Source organism: Rhizobium sp. YTUHZ045 (assembly GCF_051124255.1).
Taxonomy (GTDB): Bacteria; Pseudomonadota; Alphaproteobacteria; order Rhizobiales; family Rhizobiaceae; genus Rhizobium.
Genome location: NZ_CP101432.1, coordinates 2,153,296 through 2,174,465 on the forward strand (window position 1 = coordinate 2,153,296; position 21,170 = coordinate 2,174,465).

Annotated in this window: 22 protein-coding genes; 11 read left to right on the forward strand and 11 right to left on the reverse strand. The window is 60.8% G+C overall.

Features of this window, described 5'->3' with window-relative positions:
* Positions 1–23: 23 nt before the first annotated feature.
* Complete coding sequence (locus NMA58_RS10900) at positions 24–242, forward strand: hypothetical protein (RefSeq protein WP_041678876.1); 219 nt, start codon at positions 24–26, stop codon at positions 240–242.
* A gap of 40 nt (positions 243–282) precedes the next feature.
* Here NMA58_RS10900 and NMA58_RS10905 read toward each other — a convergent pair whose 3' ends face one another.
* The 3 genes from NMA58_RS10905 to rpiA all read right to left on the reverse strand — a co-directional run bounded on the left by NMA58_RS10905 (position 283) and on the right by rpiA (position 1,951).
* Positions 283–567 carry an acylphosphatase gene (locus NMA58_RS10905; RefSeq protein ID WP_183700147.1) on the reverse strand — a complete coding sequence of 95 codons (285 nt, stop codon included), beginning with the start codon at positions 565–567 and terminating at the stop codon, positions 283–285.
* Positions 568–661: 94 nt separating this feature from the next.
* Entirely contained in the window at positions 662–1,237 is a 576-nt protein-coding gene (locus NMA58_RS10910) for a DUF2059 domain-containing protein (protein ID WP_097599180.1), read from the reverse strand.
* A 15-nt stretch (positions 1,238–1,252) separates the two neighbouring features.
* Positions 1,253–1,951: a ribose-5-phosphate isomerase RpiA gene (gene rpiA / locus NMA58_RS10915; protein ID WP_434713309.1), complete on the reverse strand. Its 699-nt coding sequence runs from the start codon at positions 1,949–1,951 to the stop codon at positions 1,253–1,255.
* A 238-nt stretch (positions 1,952–2,189) separates the two neighbouring features.
* On the opposite strand from rpiA, the gene NMA58_RS10920 reads away from it, so the two are divergent.
* Complete coding sequence (locus tag NMA58_RS10920) at positions 2,190–2,894, forward strand: HAD family hydrolase (protein ID WP_434713310.1); 705 nt, start codon at positions 2,190–2,192, stop codon at positions 2,892–2,894.
* Positions 2,895–3,192: 298 nt separating this feature from the next.
* Here NMA58_RS10920 and NMA58_RS10925 read toward each other — a convergent pair whose 3' ends face one another.
* Both NMA58_RS10925 and NMA58_RS10930 read right to left on the reverse strand, forming a co-directional pair.
* Positions 3,193–5,094 carry a L,D-transpeptidase family protein gene (locus NMA58_RS10925; RefSeq protein ID WP_434713311.1) on the reverse strand — a complete coding sequence of 634 codons (1,902 nt, stop codon included), beginning with the start codon at positions 5,092–5,094 and terminating at the stop codon, positions 3,193–3,195.
* Between the two features lie 68 nt (positions 5,095–5,162).
* Positions 5,163–5,498, reverse strand: coding sequence for a hypothetical protein (locus NMA58_RS10930; RefSeq protein WP_434713312.1), 336 nt, complete (start codon positions 5,496–5,498; stop codon positions 5,163–5,165).
* Between NMA58_RS10930 and fumC the strand changes: the two genes are divergently transcribed.
* Complete coding sequence (fumC, locus tag NMA58_RS10935; protein ID WP_434713313.1) at positions 5,497–6,888, forward strand: class II fumarate hydratase; 1,392 nt, start codon at positions 5,497–5,499, stop codon at positions 6,886–6,888. The genes NMA58_RS10930 and fumC overlap by 2 nt on opposite strands.
* A gap of 176 nt (positions 6,889–7,064) precedes the next feature.
* On the opposite strand, the gene NMA58_RS10940 is transcribed toward fumC, so the two are convergent.
* Entirely contained in the window at positions 7,065–7,892 is an 828-nt protein-coding gene (locus NMA58_RS10940) for a VCBS domain-containing protein (RefSeq protein ID WP_434713314.1), read from the reverse strand.
* Between the two features lie 248 nt (positions 7,893–8,140).
* Here NMA58_RS10940 and NMA58_RS10945 point away from each other — a divergent pair, with 248 nt between their 5' ends.
* From NMA58_RS10945 to NMA58_RS10955, 3 genes are all read left to right on the forward strand, one after another.
* Complete coding sequence (locus NMA58_RS10945) at positions 8,141–9,748, forward strand: fumarate hydratase (RefSeq protein ID WP_434713315.1); 1,608 nt, start codon at positions 8,141–8,143, stop codon at positions 9,746–9,748.
* A gap of 201 nt (positions 9,749–9,949) precedes the next feature.
* Entirely contained in the window at positions 9,950–10,240 is a 291-nt protein-coding gene (locus NMA58_RS10950) for a hypothetical protein (RefSeq protein ID WP_434713316.1), read from the forward strand.
* A gap of 130 nt (positions 10,241–10,370) precedes the next feature.
* The gene (locus tag NMA58_RS10955; protein ID WP_085778392.1) at positions 10,371–11,438 is read left to right on the forward strand and encodes a GGDEF domain-containing protein; all 1,068 of its coding nucleotides are present in this window, start codon (positions 10,371–10,373) and stop codon (positions 11,436–11,438) included.
* A gap of 190 nt (positions 11,439–11,628) precedes the next feature.
* On the opposite strand, the gene NMA58_RS10960 is transcribed toward NMA58_RS10955, so the two are convergent.
* Together NMA58_RS10960 and NMA58_RS10965 are read right to left on the reverse strand one after the other, a co-directional pair.
* Complete coding sequence (locus NMA58_RS10960; protein ID WP_221112528.1) at positions 11,629–12,240, reverse strand: pyridoxamine 5'-phosphate oxidase family protein; 612 nt, start codon at positions 12,238–12,240, stop codon at positions 11,629–11,631.
* A 36-nt stretch (positions 12,241–12,276) separates the two neighbouring features.
* Positions 12,277–13,251 (reverse strand): alpha/beta hydrolase, encoded by a 975-nt coding sequence (locus NMA58_RS10965; RefSeq protein WP_434713317.1) that lies wholly within the window; start codon positions 13,249–13,251, stop codon positions 12,277–12,279.
* Between the two features lie 47 nt (positions 13,252–13,298).
* Here NMA58_RS10965 and NMA58_RS10970 point away from each other — a divergent pair, with 47 nt between their 5' ends.
* On the forward strand, positions 13,299–13,766 hold the full coding sequence (locus NMA58_RS10970; protein ID WP_434713318.1) for a MarR family winged helix-turn-helix transcriptional regulator: 468 nt from the start codon (positions 13,299–13,301) through the stop codon (positions 13,764–13,766).
* Positions 13,767–13,868: 102 nt separating this feature from the next.
* Here NMA58_RS10970 and NMA58_RS10975 read toward each other — a convergent pair whose 3' ends face one another.
* The gene (locus NMA58_RS10975; protein ID WP_434713320.1) at positions 13,869–15,059 is read right to left on the reverse strand and encodes a low temperature requirement protein A; all 1,191 of its coding nucleotides are present in this window, start codon (positions 15,057–15,059) and stop codon (positions 13,869–13,871) included.
* Between the two features lie 28 nt (positions 15,060–15,087).
* Positions 15,088–15,462, reverse strand: a complete 375-nt coding sequence (locus tag NMA58_RS10980; RefSeq protein ID WP_434713321.1) for a gamma-butyrobetaine hydroxylase-like domain-containing protein — start codon at positions 15,460–15,462, stop codon at positions 15,088–15,090.
* A gap of 183 nt (positions 15,463–15,645) precedes the next feature.
* Between NMA58_RS10980 and moaA the strand changes: the two genes are divergently transcribed.
* The gene (gene moaA / locus NMA58_RS10985) at positions 15,646–16,692 is read left to right on the forward strand and encodes a GTP 3',8-cyclase MoaA (RefSeq protein ID WP_434713323.1); all 1,047 of its coding nucleotides are present in this window, start codon (positions 15,646–15,648) and stop codon (positions 16,690–16,692) included.
* Positions 16,693–17,059: 367 nt separating this feature from the next.
* Here the strand turns inward: moaA and NMA58_RS10990 are convergent, their stop codons facing one another.
* On the reverse strand, positions 17,060–17,845 hold the full coding sequence (locus NMA58_RS10990; RefSeq protein ID WP_434713324.1) for a class I SAM-dependent methyltransferase: 786 nt from the start codon (positions 17,843–17,845) through the stop codon (positions 17,060–17,062).
* A gap of 114 nt (positions 17,846–17,959) precedes the next feature.
* Here NMA58_RS10990 and NMA58_RS10995 point away from each other — a divergent pair, with 114 nt between their 5' ends.
* Genes NMA58_RS10995 through NMA58_RS11005 form a run of 3 tightly spaced genes read left to right on the forward strand, consistent with a single transcriptional unit; the run spans position 17,960 to position 20,919 of the window.
* The gene (locus NMA58_RS10995) at positions 17,960–19,096 is read left to right on the forward strand and encodes an ABC transporter substrate-binding protein (protein ID WP_434713325.1); all 1,137 of its coding nucleotides are present in this window, start codon (positions 17,960–17,962) and stop codon (positions 19,094–19,096) included.
* 6 nt (positions 19,097–19,102) lie between these two features.
* A complete protein-coding gene (locus tag NMA58_RS11000; protein ID WP_430959035.1) occupies positions 19,103–20,173 on the forward strand; it encodes a FecCD family ABC transporter permease in 1,071 nt (356 codons plus the stop codon).
* Positions 20,167–20,919 (forward strand): ABC transporter ATP-binding protein, encoded by a 753-nt coding sequence (locus NMA58_RS11005; protein WP_430959036.1) that lies wholly within the window; start codon positions 20,167–20,169, stop codon positions 20,917–20,919. The genes NMA58_RS11000 and NMA58_RS11005 overlap by 7 nt, the downstream gene beginning before the upstream one ends.
* Positions 20,920–21,170: the final 251 nt, after the last annotated feature.

Sequence of the window (21,170 nt, forward strand, 5' to 3'; positions counted from 1 at the left end):
CTGAAAGGATGCCGGAGCAAAAGATGGATCAAACTCTCTTCGCCAACCTGTGCAGGGCCGGCAAGTTCAAGGAAGCGCTCAACCTCGCCATCCAGGGCCACGAGGGCGAAAAATTCACGCCAAGCCGCTTTGCCATGGACAAGAAAACAGGGCTGCCGATCTTCTACCGCGGCAACAAGCGCGTAGAGCCGGATGAGACCGGCGTATGGCAGCTGGCCAAGAGTTCGAAGGATTGGGGCTGATCGCCCGTGGCGTATTTTCTCTCTCGAGGATTTGACGCTCTCAGCCGGTAATGCGGAAATCCCTCGGCATATTCTCGAGCTGAGCCGCTTCCGTCTCGACGCTTGAGACCGATGCCCCTGCAGGTCCGCGCCTCAAACGCTCGATCATCGTCGAAATCGCATTATCCGCTCCAGCGATCAAGACGGAGACAGATCCGTCCGCTTCGTTGCGCACCCAACCCGTTACGCCGAGCCGCAGCGCCTCATCGCGAGTCCACATGCGAAAGCCGACACCTTGGACCCTGCCTGATATCCGCACTTGCACCGCCTCGTGATGATCGGACATATCGCCTCACCAAAACCTCGCCGTTATTGCCGTATCCATCATAACAAAAAAGCCCGGACGATGCCGGGCTTTTGCAAATCTGCGGAGGCCGCCCTTACTTCTGGGCAGCCGGGGCCGGCGCCGGAGCGGGTGCAGGAGCCACTGGGCTCTCGGTTGCCGGCGGTGGCGCCTTGATGACCTTGGACAGCTCGGCATTGCTCTGCTTTTCCAGGTCTCGCGAAATGCCCTGCGCCCAGATGTCGGCAGCCTTGGCCGTTTCGCGGGAGGCGACTGGACCATCGCGCAGCAGCTTTTTGCCGACGTCGGAATTATAGAAATCCGCAATCGCCTTCAGCTCGTCGACCGTGAAGGCCTTGGCATAAGTGAGCGCCGCCTCCTTTTCCAGATCACCGCGGCGCGGCGCCAGCTTCAGCGCCTGCGCGTCGACGGTCGATGAAATGATGTCCTGATAGTTCGGCGAATCCTGGATCAGGCCGGCCTTCAGGCGCTCGGCGAGGCCGGGCAGGATATTGTCGAACTGGGCGGTGGCTCCGATCGCGTCAATCGCCGCGCGCGCAGCCTTCAGCTGCTCTTCGGAAACTTCCTGCGCCTTGACGGCGGAGCCGAAGGCAAGCCCGGAAAGAACGATGGTCGCAGCGGCAAGACGGCCAAGACCTGCAATGTTCATCATAAGTGTATGCTCCTGTTATCTGTTTGCCTGCAGCGTGCGCGCACCCGCAGGACCGGCGATGATCGCAAGTGCCGCCATATTGATAAAGAGCCCGTGTTCGACGACGCCGGGTATGGAATTCAGCTCGCTCGAAAGCGCCTCTGCATCAGGAATGCGGCCAAAAGATGCATCGATGATGTAATGGCCGCCATCCGTGGTAAACTCTCCGTCACCGGACTGGCGCAGGTTGAGCTCGCCGGAAAGCCCGAGCCGAGCGGCGACCTTTTCAATGGCGATCCGCGTCGAGACGAGACCGAACGGATTGATCTCGATCGGCAGCGCGAAGGCGCCGAGTGTCTCGACCAGCTTGCTCTCGTCGGCAATGACGATCATCCTCTGCGAAGCGGCGGCGACTATCTTTTCGCGCAGCAGCGCGCCGCCGCCGCCCTTGATCAGCCTGAGCGCCGGATCGACCTCATCGGCACCGTCAACCGTCAGATCAAGCGTCGGCAGCTCGTCGAGCGACTTCAGCGGCACCCCGAGCTCGACACAGAGCCGCGCCGTCCGTTCGGACGTCGGAACACCTTCGACCTGCAAGCCGCCTGCGACCTTCTCCGCCAGCAGACGGACGAATTCTTCCGCTGTACTGCCAGTTCCGATGCCGAGTCGCATCCCGCTTTCGACATGGGCGAGCGCGGCCTCGGCGGCCTTGATCTTCATTTCGCGCGCATCCATGCGCCGCCAGCTCCGAATTATTGCGTTGGATGTGCTGTTTACACGGCTCGCCTGGCAAACGAAAGTCAAAATCATCACGGAAAATGAAAAGCCGAAACAAACGCCTGCGGCTTCCCGCTAATCCTCAGGCCGTTGCTTTCCTCCCCACGATCGCCTACCGATATCATCATTCCTGGGAATGACGCGTCGTCCATCGAAGCCGCTCGCAAGACGCCCATCGCTCAAAGAGGCAAACCCCTTGACCCCTGCCCCCGCCCCGCTCGTCGTCTTCGATCTCGACGGCACCCTTCTCGACACCCATGCCGATCTCGTCGAAAGCCTGAACCATACGATCGCAGCCCTCGGCCTCGAACCGGTCAGTTATGACGACCTCACGCACCTCGTCGGCCAGGGAGCGCGGGTGATGATCGAGCGCGCCTGCCGGCTGCGCGGCCATTCGCTCGCGGAAGAGGGCCTGCCACTGCTGGTGGAACGCTTCGTCGCCCATTATGCCGGCAATATGCCCGGCCATACGGAACCCTATCCCGGTTTGGTCGCCGCGATGAACCGCCTGAAATCCGCTGACTACCGCCTCGCCGTCTGCACCAACAAGATGGAGAGCCTCGCGCTCGGTCTGCTCGGCAAGCTCGATCTCGCCCACTATTTCAAAGCAGTTATCGGCGGCGACACCTTCCAATACCGCAAGCCCGACGCCCGTCACCTCACCGGCACCATCGAGCGCGCCGGCGGCAATATTTCCCGAACCGTGATGATCGGCGACAGCATCAACGATATCGCCGTGGCCAGAAACGCCGCCGTGCCGTCGATTGCCGTGCCCTTCGGCTACTCGGATGTACCGGTCTCAAGCCTCGATCCGGATGTCATCATCACCCATTACGATGAGCTGACGCCGGAACTGGTGGAAGGTTTGCTGAAGGGTTCTGCGGCCAAGGTTGCCGTTTAGAGACGAGGCTGGCTTCTGACGGCATTCGGTGAGGCACCCCCTCTGGTCTGCCGACCATCTCCCCCACAAGGGGGGAGATTGGCCAGAGGCCTAACCTTCGCGCATCACTAACGTTGCGCAGCTTGCGCCGCTGATTGTTTGGGGAAACCGGTGCTACCAGCCAATCTCCCTCCTTGTGGGGGAGATGTCCGGCAGGACAGAGGGGGGTACCACACGGCACATCCTATCTGAAACACCACCACCTAAAACAAAATGGGCGGCCCAAAGACCGCCCGTCAAAACCGCCACAAATCAGGCGTCAGATCTGCGCCCCACGCGCCTTGGTCGTCGCGTCGAAAGCCTTGTCGACATAGGCGTCACGGCCGTAAACGTCATCGAAATACTCCACCACGCCGTCCTTGTTCGGCCAGGCGGTGAAATAGGAGACGTAGACCGGGATCTTCTGCGGCACTTTCACCGCATGGTTCTGGCCGCTTGCAATCTGCCTGGCGACATCGTCAACCGTCGTGCCGAGCACGGCGGCCGCCATCGCGCGCGGATTGGCAAGGCGGACACAACCGTGGCTGAGCGCCCGCATGTCGCGCTTGAAGAAGCTCTTCGAGGGCGTATCGTGCATGTAGATCGCGTGGCTGTTCGGGAACAGGATCTTCAGTTCGCCGAGGGCGTTATCGCCGCTTGGCGGCTGGCGCACCGAAACATTCGCGGTCGAGCCGTACCAGTCGACGCTGGACGAGGCGACGGCATGGCCATTCACCTCAACCTCATAACCGAGCTGATCGAGGTAGTTGGGGTCCGAGCGCAGCTTCGGCAGCATTTCGTTGATGATGATCGACTGCGGCACGCCCCAGAAAGGGTTGAACTCCACCGTCTCGATCTCGTCGTTGAAGAAATAGGTCTGGTTGTTCTTGCCGCCGACCACCACGCGCATCGACAGCTGTTCCTTGCCGTCATTGTGATAGTAGGCCATGTAGGCCGGTTGGTTGATCATGACGTAGCGGGAACCCAGATCTTCCGGCAGCCAGCGGACCTGTTCCATGGCGACGACGAGCTTGTCGATCTTCGAGGCATTGGTGTCGCCGCCGGTCATGGCGCCCACCGTCGCCTGGCCGATGACACCATCCGGCTTCAGGCCGTGCTCTTTCTGGAAGTCCTCGACGAGTGAGACGATGTCTGGCGAATAGTCGCTGCCTCCGGCGTAAGCTGCGAACGTCGCCGCATGATCGGTCTTCAGTGTCTCGGACCCGTGCTTCTGCAGCGCCTTGACGATATTGGCGATCTCGGGCGAGCTGTCGCCGGGTCTGAGCAGGCCCTGGAGCGAAATGACGATCTGCTCCTCATTGCTATCAGCAGCGCGAAGCTTGGCAAGCTCCGCTTTCAGCGCTTCGAACTGCGGGCTATCGGGCGAACGGCTGGCGATATAGGCGCCGGCATTGGGGCTCATGCGCGCAAGCTTCAGCACCGGCGCCAGATTGACAACCTTGCGCTGGAAATCGTGATAGCCGGAAATCTTGTTCGGATCGATGCGGCCGCGGACCGTGTCCTGCACGAAGGCAAGCACCTTGGCCGAAAGTTCCAGTTCGAACTGCGTCAGCGCTCGGTCGCGCGCGGCAGGATCGGGATTGGCCGGATCGACCGCCGGCGCCTGCACGGCGTAATCGGCAGGGTCGAGGCCCACGGAAGCGGCATCGGCCAGCGCCGCCATTGCCGACTGGGCGCGTTCGTTGATCTGGTTGCCGTCAACCCAGACGAGCGGATTGCGGCTATCGCTGTAATAGGTTTCGAGCGCCTTGGCGACGTCGGCATTGGCACGAACCTTGGCCTGCGCCAGGAAGCGGCGCTGCACCACCGGTTCGGAATCGCTCCCAGGAGAAACCTCAGCAACCGCACCCGTGACGATGGGATCGGCAAACTTGCTGGTATCGACGAACTGCAGGGCTTCGGTCTTGTAGGTGTAATAACGCGGACCGCTCACCTTCGGCAGCGGCGCCTCCGGATCAAGCCCGCCAAGCGATCCGCCTTCGCCGCCACGTGGCGCCACACGCCCGGGCGGCATCTGATCCATGAAAATGGTGCTCTGGGTCCGCTGCCTGTCGCCGCGCAGCATATCCATCAGCGTATAGGCATGCGCGGGAGCGGCCATCATTGCCAGGCCGCAGGAAACTGCCAATGCGGATACCGCGCTTTTCAAAACGAACGTCATATATATTCCAGTCCCGATGTCATGCTGTTCTCAGCTCAAATCCCGCGAAACTCAAGCAGCGTAGGGCCTCATTGATCAGAAACCGGCCTTCGCCGCCAGCGCTGGCGGACTAATTTCATGTGAGAGGAATCCTGCGCAGCGCCGCACAGCAGTTCACACAAAATTATGAAATTATTAGTTAATTTTTTACCGAATTTTCGCCGCCGGGCCAGTACGGCAAAAACGTGCCGATGCATAAAATTTCCAACGTGGCCGAAAAAGCACGCCGTTCGGCCGGCGCAAACATGACTGTGAGTATCAATATTTCGCACAGCATCCTGTTTTCTTGCACTGGTTTCCAACCTATAAGACCACATCTTTCGAAGATGCCAGAAAACAGCATGCGAGAGGAAGGCAAGGCTCATGACCGCAACCCGCACCGAAACCGATACTTTTGGCCCCATCGATGTCGCCGCCGACCGATATTGGGGCGCCCAGGCGCAGCGTTCGCTCGGCAATTTCAAGATCGGCTGGGAAAAGCAGCCGCTGTCGATCGTCCGCGCGCTCGGCATCGTGAAACAGGCGGCCGCCCGCGCCAACATGTCGCTCGGCCAGCTCGATCCGGCGCTGGGCAAGGCCATCGTCGACGCCGCCCAGGAAGTGATCGACGGCAAGCTCGACGAGCACTTTCCACTGGTCGTCTGGCAGACCGGTTCCGGCACACAGTCCAACATGAATGCCAACGAGGTGATCTCCAATCGTGCCATAGAAATGCTCGGCGGCGTCATGGGTTCCAAGAAGCCGGTGCATCCGAACGACCACGTCAATATGAGCCAGTCGTCGAACGACACCTATCCAACGGCCATGCACATCGCCTGCGCCGAACGGATCGCCCACCACCTGCTGCCGTCGCTGAAGCACCTGCATGCCGCCCTGGATATGAAGGTCACCGAGTTCAGCCATATCATCAAGATCGGCCGCACCCATACGCAGGATGCAACACCGCTGACGCTTGGCCAGGAATTCTCCGGCTATGCCGCCCAGGTTGGCTCTGCCATCAAGCGCATCGAAATGACCCTGCCCGGCCTCTGCGAGCTCGCCCAGGGCGGCACAGCCGTCGGCACCGGCCTCAACGCGCCGGTCGGCTTTGCCGAGAAGGTCGCCGAAGAGATCGCTGATATCACCGGCATGCCCTTCGTCAGCGCGCCGAACAAGTTCGAAGCGCTCGCCTCGCATGATAGCATGGTCTTTTCCCATGGCGCCATCAATGCGGCGGCTGCCGCCCTTTTCAAGATCGCCAACGATATCCGCCTGCTCGGCTCCGGCCCGCGCGCCGGCCTCGGTGAACTGGCACTGCCGGAAAACGAGCCAGGCTCGTCGATCATGCCCGGCAAGGTCAATCCGACTCAGTGCGAAGCATTGACGCAGGTTTGCATCCACATCTTCGGCAACCACGCCGCGCTGACTTTTGCCGATAGCCAGGGCCATTTCGAACTCAACGTCTACAATCCGATGATGGCCTATAATTTCCTGCAGTCGGTGCAGCTGCTTGCCGACGCGGCCGTCTCCTTCACCGACAACTGCGTTGTCGGCATCGAGGCGCGCGAGGACAATATCAAGGCCGGCCTCGAGCGCTCGCTGATGCTGGTCACCGCCCTCGCCCCCAAGATCGGCTACGACGCCGCCGCCAAGATCGCCAAAACGGCGCACAAGAACGGTACGACGCTGAAGGAAGAAGCGCTTGCCAGCGGCCTGGTGACGTCGGAAGAGTATGACGCGATCGTGCGCCCGGAAACGATGATCGGGCCGAAGTAAAAGGGCGCGATGCGCAGCCCCTCATCCGCCTGCCGGCACCTTCCCGCTTGCGGGGCTAAGGGAGATAGCCGCAACCCCTTCGTCCCTCGCCAATCTCTCGCAGGGCACGTCCCCTCGCCCCGTTTTTACGGGGAGAGGGTTAGGGTGACGGGCACACGCGGCACACCAGACAAGCCTCAAACCAACAGCGAGAAATTGTCCATCACCACCGAATTGCCCATGAAGTCGAAGCGGATTTCTTCGATGTCTTCGATATCGACCTCGAGATTGGGCCCGGTAACCTCGAGTTCCTGCTGATAGACGATCTGGCCGTCGCTCAGGGCTGTGAGCGTCAGGTGAAAGGGCGACGCCGACAATTCGGCGATCGAAACGCTCTGAAAGGTGAACTCCCCGCCATCGACCATTTTCAGGGTTACGGGCGCAGAACCCGGCGACAGAACGGTATCGCTGAAACCGTCCTCGGTAATGGCGTCGACGCCCGGAATGGTATCATAGACGATGCCGTTCAGAAGCGTCAGGTCGTGGCTGCCGTTCACGGAGAGCGCAAAGCCACGGTAATTGGGAAGAGAGAAATCATCTGCCCTCGATAAGACTCCCATATCATCGAAATCCAGGACTTCGTGGTATTTTTCGTCTTCGTTGACGCCGTCGATCGCCAGGGTCAGCACGCCGAGATCCGTGCCCCCGGAGCCATCGGACATCTTGTAATTCAGCTTTTCGATGAGCTGATCGGACTTACCCAAATTCTTCACCACGTCGAGCGTGTAATCCAGCTCATATGTGAAGTGACCGTCAGGTGTCACTTTGAAGGTTCCGTACTTGCCCTCAATGATCGTTTCGTGGTCAGGCCCATGTTTGGCGTCGATGCGGACGCCATTGACGAAGCGAACATACATGGCCGCTCCTTCGGGATCGCTGGCGAGGCGCAGCAGATCGCCCCTGATCCAGTCATATTCGAAAAAAACGAGAAGGTCGTCGACAGCAGTTGGCTTTGCATTTGTCATTGGAAGCCCCGGCAGGTTAACGCTGCCAGGAATATGAACCGGGCTTGAACTGAAGGCAACCTGAAGTCGGCCGCTTCGCGACAGATCTCGCTTTCGCCTCGCTTAGTGCGTGTGCCGGGCAGGTTGCAAAATGTGGCACGATATGGCCCCAGCTCCAGACTCCGCCCCATCCTAATTGCATTTGCTTCGCAGCAGATTTAGACCGGGTCCAATTTTAGCGACGCACGCCCACCAGAAAGGTCACTTGGATGGCTGACGATCTCTTCCCGCTTGGCAAGGATGCCACCCCCTATCGCAAGATCAGCAGCGATTACGTCTCGGTCGACAATTTCAAGGGCCAGGAAATCCTGACGGTTGATTCCGAGGGAATCCGGCTGCTTGCCGAAACCGCCTTTGCCGACATCAACCACCTGCTGCGCCCCGGCCATCTGAAGCAGCTTGCCGCCATCCTCGACGATCCTGAAGCGACCGACAACGATCGTTTCGTTGCCTATGATCTGCTGAAGAACGCCAATATCGCCGCCGGCGGCGTGCTGCCCATGTGCCAGGACACCGGCACGGCGATCATTATGGGCAAGAAGGGCCGCAGGGTCTGGACAGAGGGCGGTGATGCGGCCGCGCTTTCGAGAGGCGTGCTCGACGCTTATGAAAAGAAGAACCTGCGTTATTCGCAGCTCGCGCCGATCAAGATGTTCGAAGAGAAGAACACTAGGAATAACCTGCCGGCGCAGATCGATATCTATGAGGAAGGCACGGACTCCTACGACTTTCTCTTCGTCGCCAAGGGCGGCGGTTCAGCCAACAAGACCTTCCTCTATCAGGGTACGCCTTCGCTTTTGACCCACGACCGGATGATCGACTTCCTTAAGGAGAAGATCCTGACGTTGGGGACGGCAGCCTGTCCTCCCTATCATCTGGCGATCGTCATCGGCGGCACCTCGGCGGAGATGAACCTGAAAACCGTCAAGCTTGCATCGACCCGTTATCTCGACGAACTGCCGACCGAAGGCTCCGAGAGCGGCCATGCCTTCCGCGACATCGAAATGGAAAAGGAAATCCACAAGCTGACGCAGCAGATGGGCGTCGGCGCTCAGTTCGGCGGCAAGTATTTCTGCCATGACGTGCGCGTCATCCGCCTGCCCCGCCACGGCGCCTCGCTGCCGATCGGCCTCGGCGTCTCCTGTTCCGCCGACCGCCAAGCCAAGGGCAAGATCACCCGCGACGGCATCTTTGTCGAGCAGCTCGAAACCGATCCGTCGAAATACATGCCCGAGATCGACGAAGCGAAACTGTCGGAATCGACCGTGCATATCGACCTCAACAAGCCGATGGCCGAAGTGCTCGCCGAACTATCGAGGCACCCCGTCAAGACGCGCCTTTCGCTGACAGGCACCATTATCGTCGCCCGCGACCTCGCCCATGCCAAGATCCGCGAACGGCTGGAGAAGGGCGAAGGCATGCCCGACTACCTGAAAAATCACCCGGTCTATTATGCCGGCCCCGCCAAGACGCCGGCCGGTTATGCCTCCGGCTCCTTCGGCCCGACGACGGCCGGCCGCATGGACAGCTACGTCGACCAGTTCCAGTCCTTCGGCGGCTCGATGGTGATGCTCGCCAAGGGCAACCGCTCGCGCGCCGTGCGCGAGGCATGCAAGAAACATGGCGGCTTTTACCTGGGTTCGATCGGCGGCCCCGCCGCCCGCCTCGCCAAAGACTGCATCCGCAAGGTCGAAGTGCTGGAATATCCTGAGCTCGGCATGGAAGCGGTCTGGAAGATCGAGGTCGAAGACTTTCCCGCCTTCATCGTCATCGACGACAAGGGCAATGATTTCTTCCAGGAATTGAATTTGGGGTGATGTCTGGTGTGTCTTTGAAGTCAGGTGAAGGGGCAGCTGACGGCTTGCCGTAAAGCCCCTCATCCGCCTGCCGGATAAGGCGCCGCACGGCGCGACCTTCCGATATTTGCGCGCTTACTGATTATCTGCGGCGCTTATCACATCTCCATCATCCACCCGCGCCAGAATCTCCGTCCGGAATGCGCCGACAAAGAGACGGGCATGTTCGAGCAGCAAGGCACCGCCTGCGAAGACGATGAAAACGAGGATGACGAAAAAATGGCGCGGCCGCTTTCCATGATCTTACGTCCTGGCTTTTTGGCTGTGTCGGATTTGCCGGTGAATTGTCATTCCGCATATGCTTCCGGAAATAGGAAACAACCAAAACTTGCTGTCGACAAGATGAATACGATCTCTAAGGAGAAAAGAACTGTAAGTTTTTTAAATACCGCCTCCCGCGCAACGGGTATGCACTGTCCCGATAAGGATACGTTTTTCCTTGAAAAATCATAGACGTACTTGAAGTACTGACCGACCGCGAAGTTTTCATATGTAATCTTTGGTATATGTCGCTTTAATCTTTTCCCAAGAAATTTAAGCTAACAAATAAATATTGCCTTCGAAGAAATGAGGAGTTTGCCGGATGAATACGGCTGTCGCGCCCAAGGTGCAGGTTCCCGACGTAGCGGGCCAGATCACCTACGCAATGCGCTCGATGGGCGTCGCGCCGATACCCCGCAATTACGAACTCTTCTACGAGGCCTATATCGGCTCCAATCCGGCGCTCACCCGTGAACTCGCAGCTCTCGGCAGCCAGGCGACCCAGGCCGAACTCGATGCGCTGGGCGCGCAGTATTTCACCAGCAGCCCCGCACGCGTCTTCGACGATGCCCATACGCGCATATCAGGCGAACTCGACGGCCTGCTGCGAATCCTGAGGCAGGAGCAAAGTTCGCTCGAAAGCTATACAAGGCTGCTCGGCGAGACCCATAAGCGCATCACCTCCAAGAGCAATGCCAGCGCCGAATTGATCGAAAGCGCTATCGAACTTTTGAGCCAGGCGACTGGCGATACCATGGCGCATGGCGAACGCACCGTCGAGGACGTCGTCCAGCGCTCGCAGGAGATGGACCAAGTCCGCAAGGAACTCGATGAATACAAGCGCATCGCCAACACCGATTCACTGACGCGCCTTTCCAACCGCCGCGCCTTCGATGACCGGCTGTCAGCGGTCTTCAACAATCCCGGCATGCGGCCGGTAACCGCCCTGCTGCTCGCCGACATCGACAACTTCAAGAAGATAAACGACACCTACGGCCATCCCGTCGGCGACAAGATTCTCGCCACCGTCGCCTCCGTCATCCGCAGCAATGTCCGGCGAGACGTCTTCGTCGCCCGTGCCGGCGGCGAGGAATTTGCCCTGATCATCGAGGGCAACACAGCCGAGGAAGTGACGGCGATCGCCGAACGCATCCGCCGCACGCTGGAAACTACGCCGTTCAAGAATTCCCGCACGCGGGTGAATTACGGCCCGATCACCGTTTCGATCGGCATCTGCATGGCCTCGAATGCGGAGGATGCCGGCGAGCTTTACAGCAAGACCGACATCGCCCTTTACGGCGCTAAGAACGCCGGCCGCAACTGTATCGTCCTCTATCAGGACGGCATGCAGAAGGACTTCAGCAAGAGCTGGCTGATCTACAAGGCCTGACACGGGACCCTCATGATAAGCACGCTGTCGCCAGAAGGGACAACCTTTCTTTCGTCGTGCTCGGGCTTGTCCCTAGCATCTGCCGCCGGTGCAGCAGATCCTCGGCACAAGGCAGCACAAGGCCGAGGATAACATCGAGTAAAGGGCGAACTCTGTCAAAATTGCGCCGTCACAATGAGATGACAGCGGTTCACCACATCGTCTTCGCCGCCCGTCCCGGCCATTCCCGGTCGTAGGTTTCCTGATCGAAATCGCTGACGGCAGCCTTCAGCATCTGGCCCGGCGTCGGCAAGCTCGCCGGATCGGTAAAATGCCCGGCATTCCAGAGTTCGGCGCGTATCACGGCGCGCGCACACTGGAAATAGACCTCGTCGATCGAAATGACGATGACGGTGCGCGGATGTTTGCCGTCCATCTCGAAACTCGAAAGCAGCGCCTCGTCGTTCGAGACGACGCCGCGGCCGTTGATGCGCATCGTGGTGTTGGAGCCCGGGATCAGAAACATCAGCGCGAGCCTGGGATCACGCACGATATTGGAGAGCGAATCCACACGGTTGTTGCCGCGCCAATCCGGCAGATACAGCGTCTCGTCGTCGACGACGCGCACTACGCCGCCGAGATCGCCACGTGGCGAACAATCAAGCCCTTCCGGCCCGACGGTCGCAAGCGCCGCAAACGGCGAGATTTCGATCATCTGACGGTAAAGCGGCGTCAACCGCTTGGTCACCTTGTCGACCGAAGCCTGTGATAGGCCGGCGCCATAGATGGTATTGAGCTCTTCGATGCTGCTGATGATTTTCATGAAGCGTCCCGCCGCGGCTGATCTTTGCCACGGACGCTACAATGCCGCGCGCCTCGCCGGAAGCTCAAAAAGCGGAATGATCTCCGCATCTTTTTTGATGCTTTCGTCGGTTCCCTCGTCCGCGCCGCCGGCGAGAAAGGCCGCGATCGCGCCGAGCACCGGAGGCGCGCCGATGATGCGCCGATGGCCGAAACCGTTCGCCCAGATCAGCCGCACTCTCTTACCCGCCGCGCCGTAACGCCGGGCATGGGCCGCTGACACTTCCTTGTCGTCCTCGGCGTGGATCACCAGGACCGACCGGCCGATCGAGCCCGCCGTATTGTTGGCGTCGAAATCTCCGAGTCTTCGCCCAGTGACACGATGAACCTCATTCTCCAACGCAGCCTGCGCGGCGGCGCGAAGCCCGATCATCCGTCCGAAATCAGTGAAAAGCCAGGCCATCTCGCTCGGCGCGCCGATCAGCACCAGTCGCTCCCCGGTAACGGGCGCAGCATCCGGGATCAGGCCCGCCGCCGAGACCATCAGCGCCGCGCCCCCGAAGGAATGGCCAATCGCCGCGTCGAATGCACCGAAGCGCTCCCCTGCTGCCGCGATCGCCTGGACCGCAAGCCCCATATGCAGGAAACGGCCACCCGCGTGCCCATGGCCGGGAAAATCGAGCGCCACCACCTCGGCACCTGTCGCCGCCAGCATCGAGACGAGATCTGCCATGTAGACGGCGCTCGAGCCCCAGCCATGCGTGACGAGGTAGCGCTTGCGCTGACCGATCGCTCCGCCGTTGAGGCGATAGGCATGCGCTTTGGCGCCGCCGGCAAGCCTGAGGACAAAGCGTTCCGCGCCGGCAAGCCGCGCCGCACCAGCCGCATGTGCCGTCTTTGCCTTCTCTCCCTTCGGCCGCGGCGATGGTGTGCGGCAGAACAGCAGGAATGCCGCCCTGCCCACCAGCCGCGGCGATATCGCCTGCAGAACCCGAAATCCGAGGCGGGTGACCTCAAGCGCGAAATTTGCCATAGTGGGAATCCAAAAGACTGTTCAACACTGAACAATAAAGTACAACGATGAACAAAAATCAATCCCTGCCCTGGGATCATCCGCGTTTTCGCAGCTGGATCGCGGTGGCGCGCGCCTGCCAGCTGATGCAGCAGTCCCTGACCCGCTCGCTTGCCGATCTCGATATCAAGCCGCCACACCTCGATATTCTGGTCAATCTCTACCGTTTTGAGGGTATCTCGCAGCAGGAACTGGCGCGCAAGCTCCTCGTCGGCCGCTCCAATATGAGCATGCTGCTGCCGCAGATGGAGCAACGGGGTCTGATCGAGCGGCGCGGCGACGAGCGCGACAAGCGGGTGCTGCGCCTTTATCTCACCGGCGAAGGCCGCAAAGTGACCGAGGCGGCGATGGCGATCCAGACCGATCTCATCGAACGCACCCTCTCGGACGAGCCGATCGAACAATGCATGGCGACGGCCACCTCGATGGAGCGCATCATCACCGTGCTGCTGAAAGATCTGCGCGACGATGACTGATGCATGTCGCCCAAAAGTGGGCAGCGGTTTTGGAAGGACGACATGCATAAAAGCCCCTCAAGCGCCTCGCATGAACCAAGTTCGAGGCGAGGCGCTTGAGGTTCAATGCAGCGACGGCGCCGTCGATGTGCCGCTCAGCGAGCGATATTCCCAGGCAGCGACGATGATCAGCACTAGCGTCGCCAGGATGCCGAGCAGATAGACCTCGAGGAAGGGCGCTGCGAAAGCTAGCAGGATCACCATCACGAGGCCGGCAAGATGCGACAGTGGCATCTGCCCGCTGGTCGCGCCCTTGAACCAGAGATTGCCGGCGAGGAACAGACCGGAGCCGCCGAGCACCGCCGCCGCGACGCCGAAGTCACCCGTCTCGTGCGGATGCGAGAACATGAATTCGACCGCCACCGCATGCACGATGATGCCGGCCAGAATCGGGATATGCGCGTAGGTGAAAGCCTGCCGCGCCAGAGCCCCCGGCGTCTCCTCATGCTCGATGCGATGAGCGGCGCGCCCGTGGCCGAAGCGGAAATAGAGCCACCACATGGCGACCGTGCCGATGAAGGCAGTCACGAAGATCAGGCTGGTCAGACCCGAAATCGCCAGCTCGGAAAAGGTGCGGCCTGAAACGAGAATCGCCTCTCCGAGGCAGATGATGACGAAGAGCGCGCAGCGCTCAGCCATGTGCGCGCCGGAAACGTCCCAGTCGCCAGGCCTCGATCGGCCAAGCCCAGGCACCGCAAAGCCCGCGGCTGGCCCGGCATATTCGATCGCAAGTGCTATCAGCCATGCGATAAGCCGGGCTTCATGCTCCAAGAGCCCGCCGGCGATCCAGAAGACGGCGGCGACCGCAAGCCAGCTTGTGATGCGCGCGAAATTCAGCGTATTGGCCCGGTCGACACGCGTCATCGCATAGGTGGCAAACAGCGAGCGGCCGACCTGCATCGTCACATAGGCGCCGGCAAAAAGCAGTCCCTTGTCGCCGAAGGCCTCGGGGATGGAGGCGGAAAGCACTAGGCCCAGCATCATCAGCACGACCAGCATGCCGCGTACCGGCATCTTGTCGGGATCGAGCCAGTTCGTCACCCACGCGGTGAATATCCACACCCACCAGACTGCGAAGGTCATCACTGCCGCTTCGGCAGCGCCGAGAGGCGTATAATGGGCGGCAAGCGCATGCGAAAGCTGCGAGATCGAAAAGACGAAGACCAGATCGAAGAACAGTTCGAGGAAGGTCACCTTGCTGCCGGCGGCGCTGCCTTTGGCGCGCAGCCAGTTCTTTCGATTCGCTTTCGCCATGTGTCCCCCGATGGCAATATATTGAGATTCAGCGCGGCTTTTCCGCGGTGTCGCGGTTCATGCCCTTTTCCCGGAGTTCGTCCTCATAGGCCGAAAACAGCTCCGCCCCCCGTTCGCCCAGTTCGCGCAGGTAGGTCCAGGTGTAGATGCCGGTATCGTGCATATCATCGAAACCGATTCGGACCGCATAATTGCCGGTCGGCGTCATCGAGACGATCGCGACATTGCGTTTGCCCGGCACCGTCACCTTCTGTCCCGGCCCGTGGCCCTGCACCTCGGCCGAGGGTGACAGAACGCGCAGGAGTTCGGCCGAAAGATCGAAGCTCTGGCCGTCGTTGAAGGTCACCGCCAGCCGCTGCCGGTCCTTAGAAACGCGAAGTTCGCTCGGCCAGATATCGCTCATCTCTATCACCCTCTTTCCCTTGGAGAAGTAGGCGTTCGGCATTTTCGAGGCAAGCGCAAATTAGCGTGTGCGAAATCCGTTTCCCTTGACGGGGCAATCACATATGCACAAATAGAAAGATGTCGCTTGAAAACGGGGCCCATCCCGCTTGGCGCGCTTCAAATCCCCGCCGCGGAGGAATTGGTGAATAAGAGAGTGGGAACGATAGGCAACGCATCGCCGCTCACGGCAGATGCGCATCCGATGATCGACCCTTTCGGCCGGGCGGTCACCTATCTCCGCGTCTCCGTCACAGACCGCTGCGACTTCCGCTGCACCTATTGCATGGCGGAGAATATGACTTTCCTGCCGAAGAAGGATCTTTTGACGCTCGAAGAGCTCGACCGCCTCTGTTCCGCCTTCATCGCAAAGGGTGTCAGCAAGATCAGGCTGACCGGCGGCGAGCCGCTGGTGCGCAAGAACATCATGTATCTCGTGCGCAAGCTCGGCGAAAAGATCGGCTCCGGTCTCGATGAGTTGACGCTGACGACCAACGGCTCACAGCTTTCCCGACATGCCGCGGAGCTTTATGATTGCGGCGTCCGCCGCATCAACGTCTCGCTCGATACGCTCGATCCCGACAAGTTCCGCAAGATCACCCGCTGGGGCGATTTCGACAAGGTCCTGGAAGGCATCGACGCGGCGCTGAAAGCTGGTATCAAGATCAAGCTCAATGCCGTGGCGCTGAAAAATTTCAACGATGCCGAGATGCCCGATCTCCTGCGCTTCGCCCATGGTCGCGGCATGGACCTCACAGTCATCGAAACCATGCCGATGGGCGAGATCGAAGAGGACCGCACCGATCAATACCTGCCGCTCTCGGAGTTGCGTGCCGATCTCGAACGTCAGTTCACGCTCACTGACATTGATTTCCAGACCGGCGGCCCGGCGCGTTACGTCAGGGTTTCCGAGACCGGCGGTCGCCTCGGCTTCATCACGCCGATGACCCATAATTTCTGCGAGAGCTGCAACCGCGTTCGGCTCACCTGCACCGGCACGCTCTATATGTGCCTCGGCCAGAACGACGCCGCCGATCTCCGCGCCGCAATCCGCGCCACCGAAGACGACGCCCTCCTCCACGCCGCCATCGACGAGGCCATCACCCGCAAGCCGAAAGGCCACGACTTCATCATCGACCGCACTCATAACAGACCGGCGGTCGCCCGGCATATGAGTGTCACCGGGGGATGATAAGTTGGCGAGACGCCCACCTCACCCTCCCTCATTCCTGTGCTCGTCACAGGAATGAGGGAAGAGAGGGCATGCCATGCAGCCCCCTCGTCTGCCTGCCGGCATCTTTTCCCCGAGGGGAGAAGGGATCAGGTGGCACGACCGCCATTCCACAACCAAGTTCTAGAGGACGCGAGGCGCTGCGGCGATTCCGCTTCTCCCCAGCAAGAAGATACCGGCAGGCAGATGAGGGGCCACACGGCACGCCCTCTATTGCCCTCCGCTAACGCTCAGCGCACTCGCTCTCTTCGTCGCGTCCCTTGCCCTGCCGGGCATCTTCTCCCCACTGGGGAGACGAGGGAAATTGCCGCAACGCCACGCTCCCAAATCACCCCGGCTTACGCGCACAAATCGCAAACCGCTCCTGCACCATGCGCTCCAACCCCCGCAGGAACGGCATCTTGCGCGCCTGCGCCCAGTGAATATCCGCGAGCTTGCGGTCGACCACGATGTCCGTAAAGCCAGCCTGACGGAGAAGATCGACCACTGCTTCGGCCGGCATCTCCTTGGCGAAATGCACGCGTGAACGTATGCTCTGGTGCCGCGCCATCATCTCAGGCGACATGTGGCTCGCTACCGGCTTACCGGTAATCCTGGTCCAGAGCTTCTGCAAGCCCTTGACCCACGTTTCCTTACCCATATTGCCGTCGAGGATCAGCACCTTGCCGCCCGGTTTCAGCACCGCGAACCATTCCTTGAAGGCAGAAGCCGGGTCCACAAGTGTCCAGACGAGATGCCGGTTGGTGATGACGTCATAGCTGTTCCGCGGCTCCAACGTATTCTCGGCATCGCCGGAGACGAAGCGGATATCGGTGCCGCGCTTCTTCGCCTTGGCGCGCGCCTGCGCCAGCATCGCATCCGACCAGTCGAGCCCTGTCACATTGAAGCCGGCATCGTTCATCAGATGCGAGATCACGGCCGTGCCGCAGGCGAGATCGAGGGCCGCGCGCCCCTGCCCCTCGCCGAGATGCTTTCGGATCAGGCGCCGCCAGCCCTTCCGCTCCGCTTCGGAAAAGATTTCGTGGCCGACGCTCTGGTCGAAGGTCGCCGCTCGTTCCGACCAGAAGTCGCGGATTTCATCGCGGATCGTGTAGTTCGTGTTCATGGAATTCATCGGAGGCACCCCGGGTCGTATCAGTTTGGAAATGCTCTAAAACATATAACTTGATTCACAAAGTCATATTTCTTATGCCTGCGGACATTATTCAGAGGCCAGGGGAATTTCCAGATGAATTTCGTGAAAATGTTCGCAGTTTCCGCTGCCGCGATTGCGAGCCTGATGCCGCTTTCGGCGGTCGCCCAATCCTTCACCGTCAAGGATGTGGCGGGCCGCGAAGTGAGCTTCGACAAGCCGGTCGAGCGTGTGATCCTCGGGGAAGGCCGCATGCTCTACGCCGTCGCGCCGATCGAGAAGGACGACCCCTTCGCCAAGATCGTCGGCTGGCGCAACGATCTCTGGACCACCGACAAGGATGGCTTCAACGCCTATGTCGAGAAGTTTCCCAAGGGCAAGGACCTGCCCTTCCTCGGTAACCTGACCGACGGCACGCTGCAGACCGAGACTGTCGTCAAGCTTCATCCCGATGTGCTCCTGCTGCCGATCGGCAACAAGACGGCCGCCGACGAAGTAAAGCTCGAAGACATGCTCGCCGGCATCGGCGTGAAGATCGTCTACATCGATTTCCGCGAGCATATTCTCGCCAACACCGAGCCGAGCCTGAAAATCCTCGGCAAGCTTTTCGGCCATGAGGACCGCGCCGAAGCCGTTGCCGTCTATTGGAAGGAGCAGATGGCGCGCGTGACCGGCAGGCTGAAGGCCGCCAACCCGCCGAAGCCGAACGTTTTCATGTATCGCGCCGCCGGCTTGGTGGAGTGCTGCGGCACCTTCGGCCCGGATAATTTCGGCCTGATGGTCGATTTGGCCGGCGGCCACAATCTCGGCTCCGATTTCCTGCCCGGTTATACCGGCTCCATCAATGCCGAACAGGTCGTCGCCTCCAATCCCGAGGTCATCGTCGTCACCGGTTCCAACTGGAGCCAGACCAAGGACGCCAAGGATTTCGTCAATGTCGGCCCGAATGCCGCAGCCACCCTCGGCCACAGCCGCAAGGCGCTGATCACGCTGATGGAAAACCCGGCCTTCACCGGCTCCAAGGCGGTGGCCGGCGGCAATGTGCACGCGATCTGGCATCAGTTCTACACCAGCCCCTACCAGTTCGTCGCCGTCCAGCAGCTGGCCAAATGGTTCCATCCGAACCTCTTCGCCGATCTCGATCCGGATGCCACCTTCAAGGAATTCCATGAGAAATTCCTGCCGGTCGCCTATCAGCCGGGCTACTGGGTCGACGCCAAGGCCGGACAGTAATCCGCGATGGCCGAGATCGCCGCCATATCGATCGAAGCCGAAGCCGGGCGGGAGCGCTATCGCGCGCTTGCCCGGCGCAAGCTGCTGATCCTATTCGCCATGACGGCAGCGCTCTGCCTGTCCTTCGCCGTCGATCTCGCCTGGGGCCCGGCTCGCTACAGCCTCGGTGAGGTCGTGTCCGCCCTCCTCGACCCCGCCTCCGTTTCCGATCAGATCCGCGCCGTCGTCTGGGACATCCGCATGCCGGTCGCCGTCATGGCGATCGTCGTCGGCGCCTCGCTCTCCGTCGCCGGCGCGCAGATGCAGACGATCCTCGCCAATCCGCTCGCCAGTCCCTTCACCTTAGGCATTTCGGCGGCGGCAAGCTTCGGCGCGGCGCTGGCGATCGTCACCAGCGTTCCGCTTCTGCCCGTCGCGGCCGGCCTGCTGGTGCCGGTCAATGCCTTCGTCATGGCGCTGATCGCCACGCTCTTCATCCATTTCGTCTCCCAGGCCCGCGGCGTCTCGGTGCAGACGGTGGTGCTGCTCGGCATCGCCCTGGTCTTCACCTTCAATGCCGCCCTCGCCTTCCTGCAATATCTCGCCTCCGAACAGGCGCTGTCGGCCGTCGTCTTCTGGACGATGGGCAGCCTCACCAAGGCGACGTGGCCGAAGATCTGGGTGACGCTCGCCGTCCTGTTGGCAGCCCTGCCGCTCTTTGCCCGCAATGCCTGGGCGCTGACCGCCATCCGCCTCGGCGAAGACAAAGCCGCAAGCTTCGGCGTCAATGTCCGCCGCATCCGGCTGGAAACCATGCTCGTCGTCTCGCTGCTTGCCGCGGTGCCGGTGAGCTTCGTCGGCACGATCGGCTTCGTCGGCCTCGTCGGACCGCACATCGCTCGCATGATCCTCGGCGAGGATCAGCGCTTCTTCCTGCCGGGCTCGATCCTCTCCGGGGCGTTGCTGCTCTCGCTGACCTCGATCGTCTCGAAATCGATCATCCCCGGCGTCGTCTTCCCGATCGGCATCATCACCGCGCTGGTCGGCGTGCCTTTCTTCTTCTCGCTCATCCTCTCGAACAGGAGCCGGTCATGGTAGCGCTTCAACTGCAATCGGTCGGCGCCTATCACGGCCGCAAGCTCTTCGTCGAAGACGTGACGACGCCGGTCATGACATCGGGCGAGGTTGTCGCGGTGATCGGCCCGAACGCCGCCGGCAAATCGACGCTTTTCAAGCGCATCACCGGCCTGCTCAAGGGCCCGGGCCATGTCGTCGTCGAAGGCTCGAAGGCAAAAAACGCCATCAGCTACATGCCGCAGGATACATCGGCCAATGCGGTACTGACCGTCTACGAATCCATCCTGCTCGCCCGCAAGCAGGGCCAATCTTGGGCCGTCGGTGACAGCGACCTGCGTTACATCGACGAGATCATGGCAGCGCTCGATATCACCCCCATCGCCTTCCGCGATCTCGGCGCCCTCTCTGGCGGCCAACGCCAGCTCGTCTCGATCGCCCAGGCGCTCGTCCGCGAGCCCGAAATCATGCTGATGGACGAACCCACCAGCGCCCTCGACCTCCACCGCCAGATTGAAGTTCTCGATTTCATGCGCCGCCGGGCGCGCGCCAAGGGCATGCTCGTCCTGATCGCCATCCACGACCTCAACCAGGCACTGCGCTTCGCCGACAAGGTGCTGGTCATCGCTAGTGGCCGCATGCGCGCCTGCGGCGCGCCGAGGGAGGTCGTTACCGCCGAGATGCTGCGGGAGATCTACAGGGTCGAAGCCCGGATTGAGAAATGCTCGCTGGACCACGATCATGTGATCGTCGATGGAACGGCGCATTGACCTAAGGGAGCCTGTCCTCAGGCGCCAACACCCAAGAGAGCCTCATCCTTCTACGTTGCCGTTGCTGTGTAGTGGGGTTGTGCGACGCGGATGAGAGTGGATAGGCATGCCGTGTGGCACCCCCCTCTGTCCTGCCGGCCATCTCCCCCACAAGGGTGGAGATTGGCAAGTGGCCTGACCGTCGCTCCCTCTCAGTCGACAGCGACAATCACGTTGCTTTCGTTGTTTTGGGGAAGTCGTCACGCCCAGCC

Coding starts and splice junctions, on each gene's coding strand:
- fumC (WP_434713313.1), top strand. CDS start 5,497: ATGACCGCAACCCGCACCGAAACCGATACTTTTGGCCCCATCGATGTC.
- NMA58_RS10930 (WP_434713312.1), bottom strand. CDS start 5,498: ATGAGCCTTGCCTTCCTCTCGCATGCTGTTTTCTGGCATCTTCGAAAG.
- NMA58_RS10925 (WP_434713311.1), bottom strand. CDS start 5,094: ATGACGTTCGTTTTGAAAAGCGCGGTATCCGCATTGGCAGTTTCCTGC.
- NMA58_RS10955 (WP_085778392.1), top strand. CDS start 10,371: ATGAATACGGCTGTCGCGCCCAAGGTGCAGGTTCCCGACGTAGCGGGC.
- NMA58_RS10990 (WP_434713324.1), bottom strand. CDS start 17,845: ATGAATTCCATGAACACGAACTACACGATCCGCGATGAAATCCGCGAC.
- NMA58_RS10965 (WP_434713317.1), bottom strand. CDS start 13,251: ATGGCAAATTTCGCGCTTGAGGTCACCCGCCTCGGATTTCGGGTTCTG.
- NMA58_RS10940 (WP_434713314.1), bottom strand. CDS start 7,892: ATGACAAATGCAAAGCCAACTGCTGTCGACGACCTTCTCGTTTTTTTC.
- NMA58_RS10950 (WP_434713316.1), top strand. CDS start 9,950: ATGTTCGAGCAGCAAGGCACCGCCTGCGAAGACGATGAAAACGAGGAT.
- NMA58_RS11005 (WP_430959036.1), top strand. CDS start 20,167: ATGGTAGCGCTTCAACTGCAATCGGTCGGCGCCTATCACGGCCGCAAG.
- NMA58_RS10970 (WP_434713318.1), top strand. CDS start 13,299: ATGAACAAAAATCAATCCCTGCCCTGGGATCATCCGCGTTTTCGCAGC.
- NMA58_RS10960 (WP_221112528.1), bottom strand. CDS start 12,240: ATGAAAATCATCAGCAGCATCGAAGAGCTCAATACCATCTATGGCGCC.
- NMA58_RS10980 (WP_434713321.1), bottom strand. CDS start 15,462: ATGAGCGATATCTGGCCGAGCGAACTTCGCGTTTCTAAGGACCGGCAG.
- NMA58_RS10995 (WP_434713325.1), top strand. CDS start 17,960: ATGAATTTCGTGAAAATGTTCGCAGTTTCCGCTGCCGCGATTGCGAGC.
- NMA58_RS10945 (WP_434713315.1), top strand. CDS start 8,141: ATGGCTGACGATCTCTTCCCGCTTGGCAAGGATGCCACCCCCTATCGC.
- NMA58_RS10905 (WP_183700147.1), bottom strand. CDS start 567: ATGTCCGATCATCACGAGGCGGTGCAAGTGCGGATATCAGGCAGGGTC.
- NMA58_RS11000 (WP_430959035.1), top strand. CDS start 19,103: ATGGCCGAGATCGCCGCCATATCGATCGAAGCCGAAGCCGGGCGGGAG.
- NMA58_RS10900 (WP_041678876.1), top strand. CDS start 24: ATGGATCAAACTCTCTTCGCCAACCTGTGCAGGGCCGGCAAGTTCAAG.
- NMA58_RS10910 (WP_097599180.1), bottom strand. CDS start 1,237: ATGATGAACATTGCAGGTCTTGGCCGTCTTGCCGCTGCGACCATCGTT.
- NMA58_RS10975 (WP_434713320.1), bottom strand. CDS start 15,059: ATGGCGAAAGCGAATCGAAAGAACTGGCTGCGCGCCAAAGGCAGCGCC.
- rpiA (WP_434713309.1), bottom strand. CDS start 1,951: ATGGATGCGCGCGAAATGAAGATCAAGGCCGCCGAGGCCGCGCTCGCC.